Origin of the sequence: Devosia crocina (assembly GCF_900116545.1) — a bacterium.
In the GTDB taxonomy this organism is placed as follows: domain Bacteria; phylum Pseudomonadota; class Alphaproteobacteria; order Rhizobiales; family Devosiaceae; genus Devosia; species Devosia crocina.
The window spans coordinates 1489217-1503960 of the sequence record NZ_FPCK01000001.1; the positions used below are offsets into that span (position 1 = coordinate 1489217).

The window sequence follows — 14744 nt, forward strand, 5'->3', positions numbered from 1 at the left end:
CCTCATTCCGCCGCCTCCCGTACGCGTGCGACGACTTCGATCTTGTCGATCTCGGCGGCCGACAGGTACCCTTTGGCGTCGAGACGCGCAGCAATGTCGTCGAGCAGCGCACGGTTGGCCTCGAGGATTTCGGCTGCGCGCGCCTCGCCCTTGTCGAGCCTGGTCTTCACCGCGGAAAGAAGGCCAGGCAAACGCAACATATTGCGGGCCGGGTCGTCTGGCAGGTAAAGGTTTCCCGCAGCCCCTTTGGTTTCCAGCATCTCCGCCAGACTGGTCGCACGAGCGAGGTCCGAGTGTTCCTCCAGACCCGACCCGATCGCGCAATCACCGAACGTCAGCCGCTCGGCAACACGCCCGGCCATCAAGAGACAGATGACGTTCTCGATTTCCCGGGGCGTCGACGCCATGTCTATGGCGTCGGCAAACGAGGCCTGTCCGCCGCCCTCCCCGATGGATGCCACCAGAAAGTTTCCGACGTTTAGCGCGCGTCCGACGATAACGTGCCCCGCTTCATGGGTTGCAACGCGACGGCGCACGGATTGACGCATTTTCGGTCCGCCTTTCTGAATCTGGTCGAGAACATCGGAAATGCGCAATTCGCGACGCGCGCGCCGTGCCGCGGCCTTAGCGCGTTTGACATAGGCCTCAACGTCGGCGCCGGTTTTGCCCTCGGCAGCCAAAGCCAGAGGCATCATGTCGTCCCCCTTGAGGATCGTGTCCGCCAGGTAATGGCCGAAGATATTCGCGAGATCTTCCGGCCCGGGTGCGGTCAAGATTATCTGCCGGTCCAGTCTACCCGAGCGAAGAATGGCGGGGTCGATTTTGGAAGCAAAGTTCGTCGTTCCGATTACGACCACACCGACGTTCTCGGCGCCACTCGATAAATGCTCAAGGAGATAATTGACGATTTGCGACCAATACTCGACATAGTCGCCGGTCAGACTGGCGCGGTCGGAAATCCCGTCGAGTTCGTCAATGAGCAGGACACTCGGCGCGTTGCGCCGGGCCCGGCCGAACGCATCGCGGATCATCTGCAAGGTGCCGCTCAAGTACGAGGAGGCGTTCCATTCCGCAACCGACGTGGAGATGAGCGGCACCCCCGCCGACTTGGCGAGAGCCGCTGCGAAGGTCGTCTTCCCCAAACCGGGTGCGCCCGCGAGAAGCAGCGCGCGATTGTCGACCAGCTCCCAGTCGAGGCGACCGGCGCGGTATTCCCGCAGGTCCTCGACGAGATCAAGCGCCCATTCCATGGCTTCGCCATATCCGTGAAGGTCGCCAAGCGCGGGTCCTTCACCGGCATATTGGGATTTTTCGTGTACGATCTTGACGAGGCGCGCGACACATTCGGCGGGAGAAAGTCCGGAACGGATCGCGAGGGAAAGGTCGCTCATGTCGGCGTTGCGGACGAGCCGCGGGTCAATCGGGTGTGAGCAAGCCTCGCCGGTCACCGCTTCGATCACCAGCTTTATCGCCCAGTCGTCGATCGCGGGTAGCACGAGCCGGTATTCGGTCATGCGCATCAATGTCGAAGGGAGGTAGCGGCGGACATCCGGAGCGATGCCCACGGTCAGCTTGCGTCGGTTCAACGCCGCGATGACCTCGGCGTTGTTCCTGTCGGGCGCATGTGACTTCTCCGACCCATCCCGGGCCACGATGTGCCGCCCCTTGTTGGTCGCGGCAGCACAATCGTCGACGATCGCGCGGACGAGCGGCACCATATCGGCAGTATGGGTCTCCATGGTGACGATGGGTGCCTCCTTGCGCAGGCGGCGCGCGAGGCCCGGCTCCGCCGAGACCGCTTTGGCGGTCAGAACGGCCGCCATCACGAGGTCGACCCTCAGGTGCGGGGCATCCTCGTCGGGATCGTCCTCAAGCTCGTCAAGGATCGTCGACAGCGAATCCTTGGCGTCCGGTCCCCGGACCATTGATTTCATTTTGACATTTTCGGCTGCCGCGAGCGCGTCGATATAGGCGCGTGCAAGCAGGTCCGCGGCGGATGCCGCGGCAGTCTCGGTTTCGCTCATGGCGTTATTCCTTCTGGTGACGGCCGTTCGGCCGACGGCTATGAAGGTCACGCGCTGCTTACGTGAGCAAAGCGATCTAAGAACAAATAGAGAACATCTGTCAAGACACTGCACGCACCGTCCAGAGGTTATTCTGTAACATCGGCAACGATGCCTATTTGGTTCGAACGAGCTTGGCGAGCCGCAGGCGTTTCAGCGACGTCGAAACTCTATCCGATGCGCCGGTATGCCGGTGATGTACTCCAGCTCGCGCGCCGACATCCCGCGCGCCTTCATTTCGACCGTGAAAGCGTTCACCAAATCCACGGCCGCCACATGGATGCCGACGCGTTCCCTGATCCATCCGAAGCCCAGGGTCAGGCTTCTTGGGGAAATCGCAATTGAAGGATCGCTCGCGTTGCTGAGGAGGAAGTTACCGGGGTTTCCCCGATGCGCGGCGAGATGGCTTCTGTACGTGTCTATGGCGGCGTTGGCTTTTTCGGTGATCGGTATCCACCTTCCGTCGATCCTGACAGCCAACCTTACGCTGTCCCGATCCGACGACAAGAGGCCGGCCAGACGGGTAGGTACCACCCCGCTCGAAAAAGCAAGCTCGGCGACGGCCCAGGCACGCATTGCCGTCAATTCCTCACCCCTGAAGAACGCCGGCGTCTTTGCTAGCATCTCCACGCGATCAAGATACTCTTGGATGAAACCAGTATCGAATTTCGGTCGAACGATACCCATCAGTGCCGCTCCTGTCCGGCACCGAAGCGAGGATGGATGCGACGGAACGACGCGAACAGCGCGTCGATCGCTCCGGGCGCGTCGGCCGACCAATCGAGCCGCCTTCAGGGGATTTCGGAAATCGTGAACGGCACCCCGGCATTCGCCGCCTGTACCCTGATTGCATGAAGGACAGTCTTGGTGTCCGCCGGAGCGAGCGTTTCGCTCTGCCGCATGAGTTGGTCGGTGTCTTCGAGCCGCACCGGCAGGAGGGCAAGGTACTTGGCAATCGCTGCGGCACACTCGGAGTCTACGGCGATCTGATTCACGGAGCCGGTGCGCCAGTTCTCTTCCCGAATGATGCCTGACCGGGCCATACCGGCCGTTATCATGCCGATCCGGGCCGCGCTCAAACCAAGGTTCCGATGTAGGGTCAGAAACATTGCGTAGCCGGCCGCTGACCATGCCGAGATCCGATCGTCCGACCCGTCGAAAACGCTCAAAAGCGTCGCCCAGCGCTTGGGGACCGCGCGGCGGAGGGGCGGCTCTCGGCCAGAAGCGAGCGCTGTCCATAACCGAAGACTCCTTGTGGCCCTGTTCAACCAGGGAGTTGAAGAACAGCACAAGAGACCTTCGATAAGACTGCCGCACGCCCGGCTTGAGCGATCCGATGAACCGGTCGACGTCTTCGGATGTGGCCTCCAGCAAAGTTGCGAGAGCAAGCTCCTTGCCGGCGTCCCCGGTCAAGAAGCGACAGAACTGCAAGCCCATGCCCGTACCGCGGTCGCGTTTGGATCGGGCGCCTGTTACCTCATTCTGCTCGCTTGTATGCTCAGGATCGCTTCCTACAAAGCGAGGTTTTGAGGTTGTGCTTTTTTGGCCATGATTGGCCTATGCCGCGCGAAGGTTAGCAATCGCTATCCTTTTAGCGTTCGGTTGCGCAATCTCCGCCCCTGACGTCTTCGTACCTGCGCCGAACCAATCTGGTGTCGCCGTTGTCCCGACATCCTGTCGCCGGCTCGATATGCTTCGAGCGCCGCTTTTATTGCCCGTCCGGTGCGCCATTGCGTTCCGGCGCAGGCCGTGCATTGTTGAAATAGGGAACCGTTCACCGAATCCCGCTACAAACTTAAAAACACCAAGTGATTGGTGCCTCGAATAATAATGTAGTTGCATGGATGTCGGACCTTAGCCCTGTCATCACCGAGCCCTTGCGCGCCGTCGACTTCTTTTGCGGCGCCGGCGGAATGTCGTATGGATTGTCTCAGGCCGGCATTCGTGTTCTCGGCGGTATCGATAATTCGAAGGACTGCAAGAAGACTTACGAGGCCAACGTGCCCGGCGCCAAGTACGTCCGCCGCGACATCACCCGCCTCAGCGCGCCCGAGTTGGGCAGGCGGCTCGGATTGAAGGTCAACGACCCGGACCTCATTCTTTGCGGATGCTCGCCCTGTCAATTCTGGTCAAAGATCCGCACGGACAAGACCAAGTCCTTGAAGACGGCATTCCTGCTCAAGCAGTTTCAGAAGTTCATACGGTATTTCCGACCGGGCTATGTCGTGGTCGAAAACGTGCCGGGCCTCTTTCGCAGCAAGGATAGCTCGATCCTTACCGACTTCCTGTCGTTCTTGGCGGGCCTCGGCTACAACTTCCGGGACGGCGTCATCAACGCCAGCCACTTCGGCGTGCCCCAAAACCGTATGCGTTATCTGTTGATCGCGTCCCGCGTCAGGACGGTCAGCCCCCTCCCCGCCGATACGACCCGCGTTCCGCTCAACGTAGGCGACTTCATCGGCGTTTCGAACGGCTTCCCCGAAATCGGCCAAGGGCATCGGGACGATACGGACTTCCTTCACACCTCGGCGGCATTGACCGAAAAAAACGTGCGCAGGATTTCATTGACGCCGACAGGCGGCAATCGCTTCGCGTGGGCGGGGGACCCGGATTTGCAAATCGATGCCTACCGGGACAAGGACCACATGTTCCGCGACGTCTACGGCAGAATGGCCTGGGACCGCCCTGCCCCGACGATAACCACGCGCTTCATCAGTTTGTCCAACGGCCGGTTCGGCCATCCGGAAGAAAATCGCGCCATTTCGATCAGGGAAGGCGCATCGCTCCAGACTTTTCCCACCCACTATCGGTTCCATGGGGAAAGCATCAACGCCATTGCCCGCCAGATCGGCAATGCCGTTCCGCCGGCTCTCGCCGAACGCATCGGGATGCATTTGAACTCGGTCAGAAATGGCTAGGATCCAGACCAGGGCACGCGCTGTCGATATGTTGGGCCGGCAACAGATCGCCGGCGTCCAGAACGCTTTGGTCGAACTGTTCAAGAACGCCCATGATGCTTACGCCGACAGGATCGCCGTTGATCATTTCGAAGACTTCGGCGTCCACGGCGAAGGCTTCCTCATAATCCGTGACGACGGGTTCGGTATGACCCACGCCGACTTCGTCGACAAGTGGCTCGTCCTCGGCACCGAGAGCAAAGCCGTGGCGAGCGCTCCTCCCTATCGTCCCGCCGATGCCAAGGTCCGTCCTATCACCGGCGAAAAGGGTATCGGTCGCCTGGCGATCGCATTGCTCGGCGCCCAGACTCTTGTCTTGACGCGCGCCGTGCGGGAGGACGGGGTCCATGACCTGGTGGCCGGACTTATACATTGGGGTTTGTTCGAGATTCCGGGTCTCAATCTCGAAGAAATCGAAATACCGGTCGAGATCGTCAAAGACGGAAAATTGCCCGACGAAGAGACGCTCGCCCGGATGCGCTCGCAGTTGAAGGACTGCGCGTTGGCCATTCAAGGCCACCATCCCGAAGCCGAGGTCGACGGCATCATCGAGCAGATCGACGCCTTCGAGCCTGACCTCGCAAGTGTCTATGGCTACCTCGCGACCACAGAGGCTAACCACCTTACCCTAGCCGGAACGAACACCGGAACGCACTTCTTGATCGCGCCGAGCAACCCGGTGATCAAGCTCGATCTGGCGCACGAGGAACGCGAAGATGATTACGGGTTCCGCAAGCACTTGCTCGGCTTTTCAGAGGGCGTTTTCGGCAAGGATACCGAACCGCGCATCGCGACTTCGTTTAGACGCTGGCGCGCCGGCGACGCCCAAGGCCAGGAGCTGCTCGATCCGGCGACGTTCTTCACGCGAGCGGAGCTCCTGCAACAGTCGGACCATTTCCTCGACGGCGCCGTCGACGAGTTCGGCCAGTTCAAGGGCACATTGCGGGTCTACGACAAGGACTACGACATCGTCATCCCCTGGGGTGGCGCGAACGGCCGTCGGACGAAATGCGGACCGTTCGACGTCAATTTCGGCTACGTCATGGGGCGCCCCACCGAGAGCCTGATGCCGACCGACGTCTACTGGCCGCTCAACGAGAAGCTCAACCACCTCGGCGGCATCTATGTCTACCGCGACGGCGTGAGGATCCTGCCGTATGGCGACTATTCCTTCGACTGGCTCGACGTCGAGAAACGCCGCAACAAAGGCGCTGGCTATTACTTCTTCTCGTTCCGGCGAATGTTCGGCGCGGTGCTGCTGACCAGGGAAAACAATAGCGAGCTCCAGGAAAAGGCGGGCCGCGAGGGCTATCAGCAGAATGAAGCCTATAGGCAAATTAGGGATATCCTCGTCAACCTGCTGCTGTATCTGGCCGCCGAGTTCTTCCGAAAGTCAGGCGCCAACACCGAAGCTTTTGAGACCGCACAGGCCGAGATCCGGAAACGGTCCGCCGCCCTAGAGCGGCAACAGAAGCAGTCGGCGACTAAGAAGCGCAATTTCACCATCGCGCTCGACTCGTTTTCCGAGGACGTGCGCGCCGGCCTCCCGGCAACCGAAGTCGCGAACTTGATGCGCGTCACGCAATCGAGGATGGATGCCGCGGCGGCGATCGCCGATCAGGACAAGGCGGCCGCCGCCCTCATCAGGGCCGAACAGCACGCCATCGGTTCGCTGGCCGAATTACGCAAGAAATATACGAAGAAACGTCCTTCCGGCGTGGCGCTGGGCAAGGAACTGCAGCGCGACTGGGACGCCTACGTCGTCGAACGGCAGAAGTTGGAGACCGAAGTGTTTGCGCCGTTCGAAGAGCAGGTTGCCAGTACTCTCGGCGCCGTCGCGGAACAGGCTCGCGTCTATGTCGATCAGCGAAAACGCCTCGAGGAGCGCATTAAGTCTCTCGCCAACGAGCGGAAGAAGGATCTCGCGGAGGCGGTGCAGCAGGCCAACGCGACCGCCTCCGACACCCGGCAGACGGTGTTCACGATCACCGAGCGCGCTCGACTTGCACTCGACGAGACAGTACGGGCGATTCAAGCCGACCTCAATCGCACCGACCTGGCCGGGATGGAACCAGATCGCATCGAAGACCTCCGACGCAAGTGGGAAGACCAGCTCACCGAAATCGAGGGGCGGCACCGCGATGCCTTAATGGCCGCCCGCGATATGCTCGCATCGTTGGCAGAAAACCTGCGGGCCTCCGACGGCGAAGCGCCCGCACAGATCATGGAAGCGATGGAAGAGCGCATGCTTGCGCTCGAAGAGCAGGCGGACGAGGACTTCGAAATGGTCCAACTCGGCCTGGCCGTGGCCATCATCAACCACGAGTTCAGCGCGTCCATCAAGCGCGTGCGCCGCAGCATCCAGGAACTGGGCCAGATCTCGCGCCGCAGTGACGGACTGCGTCCATTATACGAATCCATCCGCTCCAATTTCGAGCACCTCGATGGCCACCTCAATCTTTTCACCCCGCTGCAGCGCCGGCTTCAGCGGGCCGCGATCAGGATCGACGGCCGCGATATCCGCAATTATTGCAACGAACTCTTCTCCAATCGACTGGAGCGTCACCAGGTTACGCTGGAGGCCACCGAGCCGTTCCTCGATACCGTTGTGGAATGCTACCCGTCGACGCTGTATCCGGCCGTGATCAACATAGTCGACAACGCCCTTCACTGGCTGAATTCGGTGCCCGAGGACCGGCGCATCGAAATGCACGCGGAAGGCGGCACGCTCTTTATCTCGAACAACGGGCCGCCGGTCGAAGGGCACGACAACGCGAGAATTTTCGAACGCGGTTTCAGTCGGAAGGCGGGCGGCCGCGGACTTGGACTTTTCATTTCAGCGAAGGCGCTCGAAGCCGAAGGCATGGAGTTGCGCATTGCGGATCCGCGGCCGAATTACACCGTGACGTTCGCAATCGATACCGGAAGAGGCGGAGGAAAGAGGAATTGACGACGGCTCAGGAATTTGCCCGTTCGGCGGCGCGGAAATACCTGCAAAGCGTGGTCTTCGTCGACGACGAGATTTACGAGCATGTGCCGGCTAAGGCGGTGAAGGCGGTAGCCGCGCCGGCCGAAGCGATGACAATTTTCCGAAGCAGGCCGGTCGAGCCGCAAGTCGAAAAGGTCATCGAAGTCCCCGATAAAGAGGTGGCCGCCACCGAAGCGGCGCTATCGGCGGAAACTGACACCGGAGCCCTCTATCATCCCAAGCATCTCGTGGAATCGTTCGCCAGGGAACGGATGGTTTGCGCCCTGTACGAACCGGCAAAGGGGTTCGAGACCGGGCCCGAATCGGAACTGTTCAAGCTCTGCGAGCGCGCCGACGTCGTGATCCTCGATTGGGAATTCCATAAGGAGCCGGGCAAGAAGGTCATGGACCTCATCGGTGGCCTCGTCACGACCGCCCAGACCACGGTTCCCCATCACGTTCGCCTTTTCGCGATTTACACTTCGACCCAAAATCTCAAGCACGTCGCCCAGCAGGTTTTCGATCACCTCGGCAAACTGAACCTCGAAGTGCAGACTGACGGCGAATACGATCTCAACGCCGGATCCTCTCGGATAATCGTGCTGGGCAAGCCGACCACAGGTCGCCCGGCCGATCAGGCCCAGGCCGCCGAGGTTGCCGAAGCCGCGCTCGCTGAAAGGATCATCGCCGAGTTCGCCAAGATGCACGCAGGGATACTGCCGTCCATGGCGCTCCATGGCCTGGCGAGCGTCCGGACAAACACGAAAAAAATCCTCGACAAGTTCCGCGCCGATATGGACGGCGTATTCCTGGCCCAAAGGGGGTTGATCTCGCCGGCAGACGACGCCTTCGAGCAAATACCGGAGCTGCTCGCCGAAGAAGCGCTGGCCGTGATGATCGACAATCGACTTGCTCCCGCCGACGCAGAGGCCATGGCCAACGACGCCATAGGCGCCCTGAACCTGAAAACCGCATGGACGGGCGCGGACAACAAGCCCACTGAAGCTGGTTTATACGCGACGCGGATGCTCAAGGAAGGGCCTCACGCGGTCAAGAAAGAGGTGAAGTTCACCTACAAGGCAATCAGGCAGCTCAATCAGGAGCTGGGGTCGGGTAAGACCGAAGCGAGCGAGCGTCTAGCGGCACTTTACGTCTCCCGCACGCAGTATGGAGAAGAGCGCTTCCTCGAATTCGGAACGGTTGTCCGGTATGTCGTGAAGACGGTCGATAAGGAGGGCAAGGAACAGGAAGAGCAGCGTTACGCCGTTTGCCTGATGCCCCTCTGCGATTGCGTCCGTCTTACCGAAGGGGCCGCCTACCGGTTCCCCCTCTGGGAGCTGAAGGCAAATGCCGGCAAAGGCCAGTCGAAAGGTGTCGTCATCGAGCGCCCCGGTAATGAAGGGTTCCTCGAACTCTACAGTTACGGCAAGCCTCGCGATCAGCTCTTCATGGACACATTCGTTGCCGGCAACCAGCACATGGTTATGGCGGCCAAGGACGGCTATCGGTTCAGGTTGAAAGGCGAGAACCAGGAATACGAATGGGTGGCCCAGCTCAAGCCCAGCCATGCGCAACGAATCGCGCACGATTTGGGCACTTCCCTCGCCCGTGTCGGCGTGATCGAGGCCGAGTGGGTCAGGATGAAAGCGGATGGCGAAGGCTGATTTCTGGAAGCAAGCCGCGAAAATCGGGCGACGATCGCTCCGCCTGGCCCGGTCGGCCCTAGCGGCTGCATTTTATCCCGCAGCCTTCGTCGTGATCGGCATATCCGGCTGGGCGACATACGACAAGGTCGTCGCGGTCGGTTGGACTGCCGACGCGGCTGCCGGGCACAGGCCGCCGGCTCCGTGGCCGCGATCGTGGGCGCGGCCTGGCTCGCACAAGGAGAGGCCCGGCGGGCTCGCCGCGAGCGACGAAGGCAGGGAGAGGAGGCCGCATGGTTCGCCAGGTTCGCGATCATGCAGGCGCAGCGCGAGGCCCACATCGTGGCGGCCGAGTGGGTGAACGGCACCGAACTTGAAATGACCGACGTCAGGAACTGGCGCCAACGTATGGCGACGGTGGCGATATCGCTGGACGCCCTATTGAGCCGGTCGGACTTCGTCCACCCTGCCTCGATCCACGCGCTCGCCAATGCCAAGGTGATCGTAGATGGACTGGTCGCTGATCTCGCGGCATTCGATGGGCCCTTCGAGAATGGAAGGATTGGCGACCTCCCAGTTACGGGGTCCATAGTCGAGCCCCATATCGTGCTGGAGCGCCTGATGGAGATGTACGATTCCAGCATGCGGGGCGTTGTGCTTGCCCTCGACGACGGCGACGACGCACTACCGATACAGGCGGACTATTGGCGTCGCAGCGCGGAAACCACCACCACCCATCCGAGCCGGATGCCGACTGATTAACTCGGATTGACCGAGATCGCCGAGTGATGGACGCCCAGGTTTTCGGCACAACTTGCCATGTCCTCGCCGGGCGTCATGATGCACAGCTGGGGGGTCGTCGGCGACATCATGCCGATCGTCGTCAGACCCGTCGAGATCTGAAACGCAAAGAGCCCGACGACGAAGCCCCGCATTGTGCCGGACTGCGCTTCCAGGAAGGTCCAGACAGCTAGGGCTACGGCGATCGCGAGGATGATGTCGCGCCACCCTTCGCCATTCCCGGTCCAACTCAACCATGCGCTGACGATACTGAGGAGCAACGCACCGAACGGTCGAACGAAGGGGAGGTTTGCAATTCCGCCGAGGAGATTGCCGAGGTTTGCAACGGGGTCCATTTGATCACCTATCTTGTGTCCTGGGCAAATGTTCGGAGAGGGATGCGAAAGAGTCAACGAGCCGCCGAGCGATCGATCTGACGCGGCGGACGCGTCATCGCCGGGGATGGTGAAGGCGACTTCGGCTCCCGATTATCGAGTCCTGTTGCCGATGACCAATCAAAGTGGGATTGCACGCTTAATTCTTGCGAACGCTCCGATAATCCATTTGCGGAAGCGACACGATTTCGTCACAAGGCACTCTTGTTGAGGAATGACCAAGTTTGCTTGCATGATCGAAGAAGAAAACCAAGATCGCGTGACGTTGTTCAATACCGCGTCCAGCCTTCCCGGTCGGCAGGGCATCTCCTTCATTGGTCCTTTCGGTTCACGCGTGAGTTTCGCGAGCCAACAGGCACGTGCCTTCAATACCGTTTGGGCTTGGTCCGAAGAACGCGCCCACAAGCCCAACGCCCGGGTCGCCGTAATCGGCGGAGGGATCGCGGGTTTGACCACCAGTGCCGCGCTTGTCGCGAAACGCCATACGGTGACCCTGTTCGAAGCGAACACGGAACTCGTGAAGTGCCAAAAGAACGCACGGCACAGGTACGTTCACCCGACGGTGAATTTTTGGCCGTCACTAACGCTCAAACCGACGACGTCGCAGCCTTATCTCGATTGGTACGAAGCAACCAGCGATGTCGCGGCCAAGTCGATCGAGAGGGAGTGGCGGAGGTTCTTTCTCCCGCGTATGCAGCAACTGCGGCTGAACCGGACGGTCACCGACATCAAACGCACCGCCGCCGGCACCATGAAGGTGGTCTTCACGGAACCCGGCCATACAAGCCCTAAGTCGGAGCTATATGACCACGTGTTCGTCGCCACCGGCTTCGGCGCCGAGATCAAGGTGTGGGACACGGACCGATCCTACTGGGATCCCGACGATCTCGACGGTTTGGTGGAATCCGGTCATCGGAGCTTCACGATCGCCGGCACGGGCGACGGCGGCCTCATCGACACGCTCCGCATCTTGCAGGAAGAATTCGAGGGCGGCCATATCTGCTTCCGCTTGATCAAAGACATGGAGGCGTCGGGCCTTCGGCCGGCCGTCACTGCAATCGAGGTGGAGGCCAAAAAGAAGGGCTCAACCGCGGAAGCCGCGAAATATTATGCCCGGGCGTATTCGGACCTGGTCGAGCGCAGCCTTTCCAACGACGCACGCGCCCTCCTCCGCTCCCGCGTGACCGGCATGACGGTGACACTGGTGGGTACGCTTCCATTCCCCTATGCGGTCAACTCCGCACCGGTCCACAAGATCATGATTGCCGCGGCGCTGGCCGATGGAGCCGTCCGCTATACCCAAGGAAAAGTCACAAGGGATCCGATCACCGACGAGCCGATGATAAAGACGGCCAAATCGTTGGTGCCGGTCGCGGCGGGAAACAAAGTGGTCATGAGAATCGGGCCCGGTGGAGGCTTGAACTGGCTCCTGAAGAAAGGCGAGATCGCTTCGCTCAAAACGGCGCAGCTTTACCTGGGAGACATTCTCCGGCCGGCCAAGTTGCCCGACGACTTCTTCGAGTCCTGCAACGGGGTGCCCCTTCGCGATCCTCTCAGTCAGGAGTTCATCGAATTCCGGAAAGATTTGGCCGAGGACTATCTTTGGGCCAAATTTCGCGCAACATGCGATGCATCTGGATTAAACAACAAGAAGGGCTTTAGAGTTTATTATGCGCCCGACAGTGTTGATCATCGCCAGCTACCTACCGATCTCTTCGGCATCGCCTGCTTCATCGTGCCAGAACCGGTCGCTGAATGGGTTTGAATGTAACGGACATGGATTGAGCCAATGTTGATACAGCCGGGATTGCGGATCTTCGCCGACAATGTCGGCCGGGATCTGTCGATCGGCCCGATTGCGGTGCAGGGTGACGGAGACGATCTCTTCGCGCTTGTCCCGGGAGCGTTTTTCTTGGCGGACGACAGCCTTGAAGTCGGGGGCGCTCCCATCGGCACCGTCGTGGGCGTCGATGTCGCCGCATGGGGCGAACGCGGAATGCCGATCGCGGCTGCACTCAAGCCGGTTCGCCTGCATCAGAATGTCGAGGTAGCGCCGATCGAGCATACCGTCGCCGACGGACCGCCGAGCTTGGGTGCCAGGGTGACAAGAGATGTTGGCTCGGCCCGGGCCGCCAAGGGTACTATTGCCGCAGTAGATACGCCCATGTTCATCAAACGTGGCGACGGCACCAAGCAGATTTATCGCGGGGCTTTCTCGATCCGTGGCGAGAACGGACCGTTTGCCGTTGCTGGCGACGGCGGCACGCTGGTCATGGACGATGCCGGCGACGTGCTCGGCATGATCGTGGCCGTGGCAGAAGACTTGGCCTATGCCGTGCCGATATCTGCCGCGATGCAGACGTTCGGCCTGCGGACCGCCGACGATGATGCCATCCGGTCCCACAATGCTCGTGCAAAGTTCGTCGAGGAGGAGGAGAGGAAGCGCGCGAGCGCTCCTCCAGACCTAAGCCTTGTCGTGGCCTACGACGAGATGTTGGCACTCCTCTATGGCGCAGCTGAGTTCAAGAGTGCCTTCGCCAACCTAGACCGCATGGGTTTGGATCATCTCCAAGTATTCCGTAAGGCCAGCGTGTACGACCAGTTCCAGAGAGCGATGCTCGAGGTGCCGCGCCTGGACTTCAAGACCATTTCTGCGACCATAGCCGAGCGTCCCGAACTGCTGACGGCGACGATCCATCGAACCGCGATGACGCAGGCGCGCGTCAATTTTCTCGTTGGCGTTCAGGATCATCTCCCGAAGACGCGTAGCGAACGTAGCGACTACGCTATGAGGATCCTAAAGGCGCATGCGCGGCACGGCCTGAAGCATGACGCGCTCGAAGTGATCGGCGACCTGGCGGAGCACTTGTCTCCCGTCGCGTTCCGGATGGCCGCGACAGGTCTTCCCGTCAGTCTCGAAACCGCGTCTTTGACCATTATCGTCCTGCTGGATATGGCTAAGGCCGAGGGCTCCACGGATAAATTCAGGGGTAGTTTTCTAGAACCCGCTCTTTATGTCCTTGATGACGGAGCAGATGATCTCTTGCGTCATCTCATGGGCCGCGGCCGCGAGCAGAACGAGTTTCTGGAGGTTTTCGCCGCCGTCTCGGCGTCGATCCCCCATTTCCCGCGTTATTCCGGTCTCAAATTGCTCGCCGACGTATGCGTTCACCGACCCGTCCGATACGCGACTGCCTGGGTTCTGCAGAGAGCGGTTGCCGAATTCGCGGGCCGAGGCTTCAAGTGGCGTAGTGCCATGAACAAGCGCGGGGAAATGGAAGTGGCCAGCATAGAGCATAAGTCCCTTAGCGCCGCGGAGTGACCATCCGAAAGATAGGTTGCGAGGCCTCGATTGACCGAACAGGTGAGCTGGATAATCGAATTCCAAGGCGTCCAGAAGCCACTGGACGAAATCTTGGATGCCGTGTCCGCCATAGTCTGCCCGCTCAGAGCGACGGTGCAGAATGCACTGGATCAGGCAGCGGACCCGCAAGAGCTCGACGGACTCAGGGTTGTAGTCTATGCCGAGGAAGAAAACGGCGGCGCGGCTTGGGGCTTTAGGTTCGAGGGGTCACCGTCGTCGGTCAATTACGCCGTGTCGTTGGTCGGCGCTCTGGCGCCGATCGTCCCTCCCACACATTGATCCTGTTGTCGGCATATGGGGTAGATTGTCACCTTATGTCTGCGGGAAAAAGGCGTTTGGCCCATCCCGGCTCGCCTGCCACCGCCTTTGCGGTGAGAACCGCGGCGAGGACAAGGTCCACCCGAAGATGCGGGCCTTCGCCGTCGTCATCGTCTTCGAGATCGGTAAGGATGGTTTCCAGGGAGTCCTGCGGTGCGGATCCGCGGATCATTGATTTGATTTTGACGTTTTCGGCTGCTGCGAGCGCGTCGATGTAGGCGCGTGCAGCATATCCGCGGCAGATGCCGCAGGGACT

General features: G+C 60.6%; 12 protein-coding genes. 7 read left to right on the forward strand and 5 right to left on the reverse strand.

The genetic code is table 11. The features are described from left to right. Positions 1 to 2 precede the first annotated feature (2 nt). The 3 genes from BM364_RS07200 to BM364_RS18190 form a co-directional block, all read right to left on the reverse strand. Positions 3 to 2024: an AAA family ATPase gene (locus BM364_RS07200; RefSeq protein ID WP_139232529.1), complete on the reverse strand. Its 2022-nt coding sequence runs from the start codon at positions 2022 to 2024 to the stop codon at positions 3 to 5. A 192-nt stretch (positions 2025 to 2216) separates the two neighbouring features. Beyond that, positions 2217 to 2750: a hypothetical protein gene (locus tag BM364_RS07205; RefSeq protein ID WP_092422826.1), complete on the reverse strand. Its 534-nt coding sequence runs from the start codon at positions 2748 to 2750 to the stop codon at positions 2217 to 2219. A gap of 104 nt (positions 2751 to 2854) precedes the next feature. Further along, positions 2855 to 3142: a hypothetical protein gene (locus BM364_RS18190; protein WP_139232530.1), complete on the reverse strand. Its 288-nt coding sequence runs from the start codon at positions 3140 to 3142 to the stop codon at positions 2855 to 2857. A gap of 765 nt (positions 3143 to 3907) precedes the next feature. On the opposite strand from BM364_RS18190, the gene BM364_RS07215 reads away from it, so the two are divergent. The 4 genes from BM364_RS07215 (at position 3908) to BM364_RS07230 (ending at position 10393) form a co-directional block, all read left to right on the forward strand. Beyond that, positions 3908 to 4981, forward strand: a complete 1074-nt coding sequence (locus BM364_RS07215) for a DNA cytosine methyltransferase (RefSeq protein ID WP_092422830.1) — start codon at positions 3908 to 3910, stop codon at positions 4979 to 4981. Beyond that, a complete protein-coding gene (locus BM364_RS07220) occupies positions 4974 to 7970 on the forward strand; it encodes an ATP-binding protein (RefSeq protein ID WP_092422832.1) in 2997 nt (998 codons plus the stop codon). The genes BM364_RS07215 and BM364_RS07220 overlap by 8 nt, the downstream gene beginning before the upstream one ends. Further along, on the forward strand, positions 7967 to 9652 hold the full coding sequence (locus BM364_RS07225) for a response regulator receiver domain (protein ID WP_092422836.1): 1686 nt from the start codon (positions 7967 to 7969) through the stop codon (positions 9650 to 9652). The genes BM364_RS07220 and BM364_RS07225 overlap by 4 nt, the downstream gene beginning before the upstream one ends. Positions 9653 to 9946: 294 nt before the next feature. After that, the gene (locus tag BM364_RS07230) at positions 9947 to 10393 is read left to right on the forward strand and encodes a hypothetical protein (protein WP_139232531.1); all 447 of its coding nucleotides are present in this window, start codon (positions 9947 to 9949) and stop codon (positions 10391 to 10393) included. Here the strand turns inward: BM364_RS07230 and BM364_RS07235 are convergent. After that, positions 10390 to 10767, reverse strand: coding sequence for a hypothetical protein (locus tag BM364_RS07235; protein ID WP_092422840.1), 378 nt, complete (start codon positions 10765 to 10767; stop codon positions 10390 to 10392). The genes BM364_RS07230 and BM364_RS07235 overlap by 4 nt on opposite strands. Positions 10768 to 11038: 271 nt before the next feature. On the opposite strand from BM364_RS07235, the gene BM364_RS07240 reads away from it, so the two are divergent. The 3 genes from BM364_RS07240 to BM364_RS07250 are packed head-to-tail and all read left to right on the forward strand — an operon-like array spanning position 11039 to position 14449. Then, the gene (locus BM364_RS07240; protein ID WP_175528500.1) at positions 11039 to 12571 is read left to right on the forward strand and encodes an NAD(P)-binding protein; all 1533 of its coding nucleotides are present in this window, start codon (positions 11039 to 11041) and stop codon (positions 12569 to 12571) included. A 24-nt stretch (positions 12572 to 12595) separates the two neighbouring features. Continuing rightward, positions 12596 to 14128, forward strand: a complete 1533-nt coding sequence (locus BM364_RS07245) for a hypothetical protein (protein ID WP_092422844.1) — start codon at positions 12596 to 12598, stop codon at positions 14126 to 14128. A gap of 30 nt (positions 14129 to 14158) precedes the next feature. Continuing rightward, the gene (locus BM364_RS07250; RefSeq protein WP_092422846.1) at positions 14159 to 14449 is read left to right on the forward strand and encodes a hypothetical protein; all 291 of its coding nucleotides are present in this window, start codon (positions 14159 to 14161) and stop codon (positions 14447 to 14449) included. A gap of 28 nt (positions 14450 to 14477) precedes the next feature. Here BM364_RS07250 and BM364_RS18420 read toward each other — a convergent pair whose 3' ends face one another. Beyond that, positions 14478 to 14660 carry a hypothetical protein gene (locus BM364_RS18420; RefSeq protein WP_175528501.1) on the reverse strand — a complete coding sequence of 61 codons (183 nt, stop codon included), beginning with the start codon at positions 14658 to 14660 and terminating at the stop codon, positions 14478 to 14480. Positions 14661 to 14744: the final 84 nt, after the last annotated feature.

Bases quoted from the DNA above. Each gene is read 5' to 3' on its own strand.
- BM364_RS07200 (WP_139232529.1), bottom strand. From the start codon at position 2,024: ATGAGCGAAACCGAGACTGCCGCGGCATCCGCCGCGGACCTGCTTGCA.
- BM364_RS07205 (WP_092422826.1), bottom strand. From the start codon at position 2,750: ATGGGTATCGTTCGACCGAAATTCGATACTGGTTTCATCCAAGAGTAT.
- BM364_RS07215 (WP_092422830.1), top strand. From the start codon at position 3,908: ATGTCGGACCTTAGCCCTGTCATCACCGAGCCCTTGCGCGCCGTCGAC.
- BM364_RS07220 (WP_092422832.1), top strand. From the start codon at position 4,974: ATGGCTAGGATCCAGACCAGGGCACGCGCTGTCGATATGTTGGGCCGG.
- BM364_RS07230 (WP_139232531.1), top strand. From the start codon at position 9,947: ATGCAGGCGCAGCGCGAGGCCCACATCGTGGCGGCCGAGTGGGTGAAC.
- BM364_RS07235 (WP_092422840.1), bottom strand. From the start codon at position 10,767: ATGGACCCCGTTGCAAACCTCGGCAATCTCCTCGGCGGAATTGCAAAC.
- BM364_RS07240 (WP_175528500.1), top strand. From the start codon at position 11,039: ATGATCGAAGAAGAAAACCAAGATCGCGTGACGTTGTTCAATACCGCG.
- BM364_RS07245 (WP_092422844.1), top strand. From the start codon at position 12,596: ATGTTGATACAGCCGGGATTGCGGATCTTCGCCGACAATGTCGGCCGG.
- BM364_RS18420 (WP_175528501.1), bottom strand. From the start codon at position 14,660: ATGATCCGCGGATCCGCACCGCAGGACTCCCTGGAAACCATCCTTACC.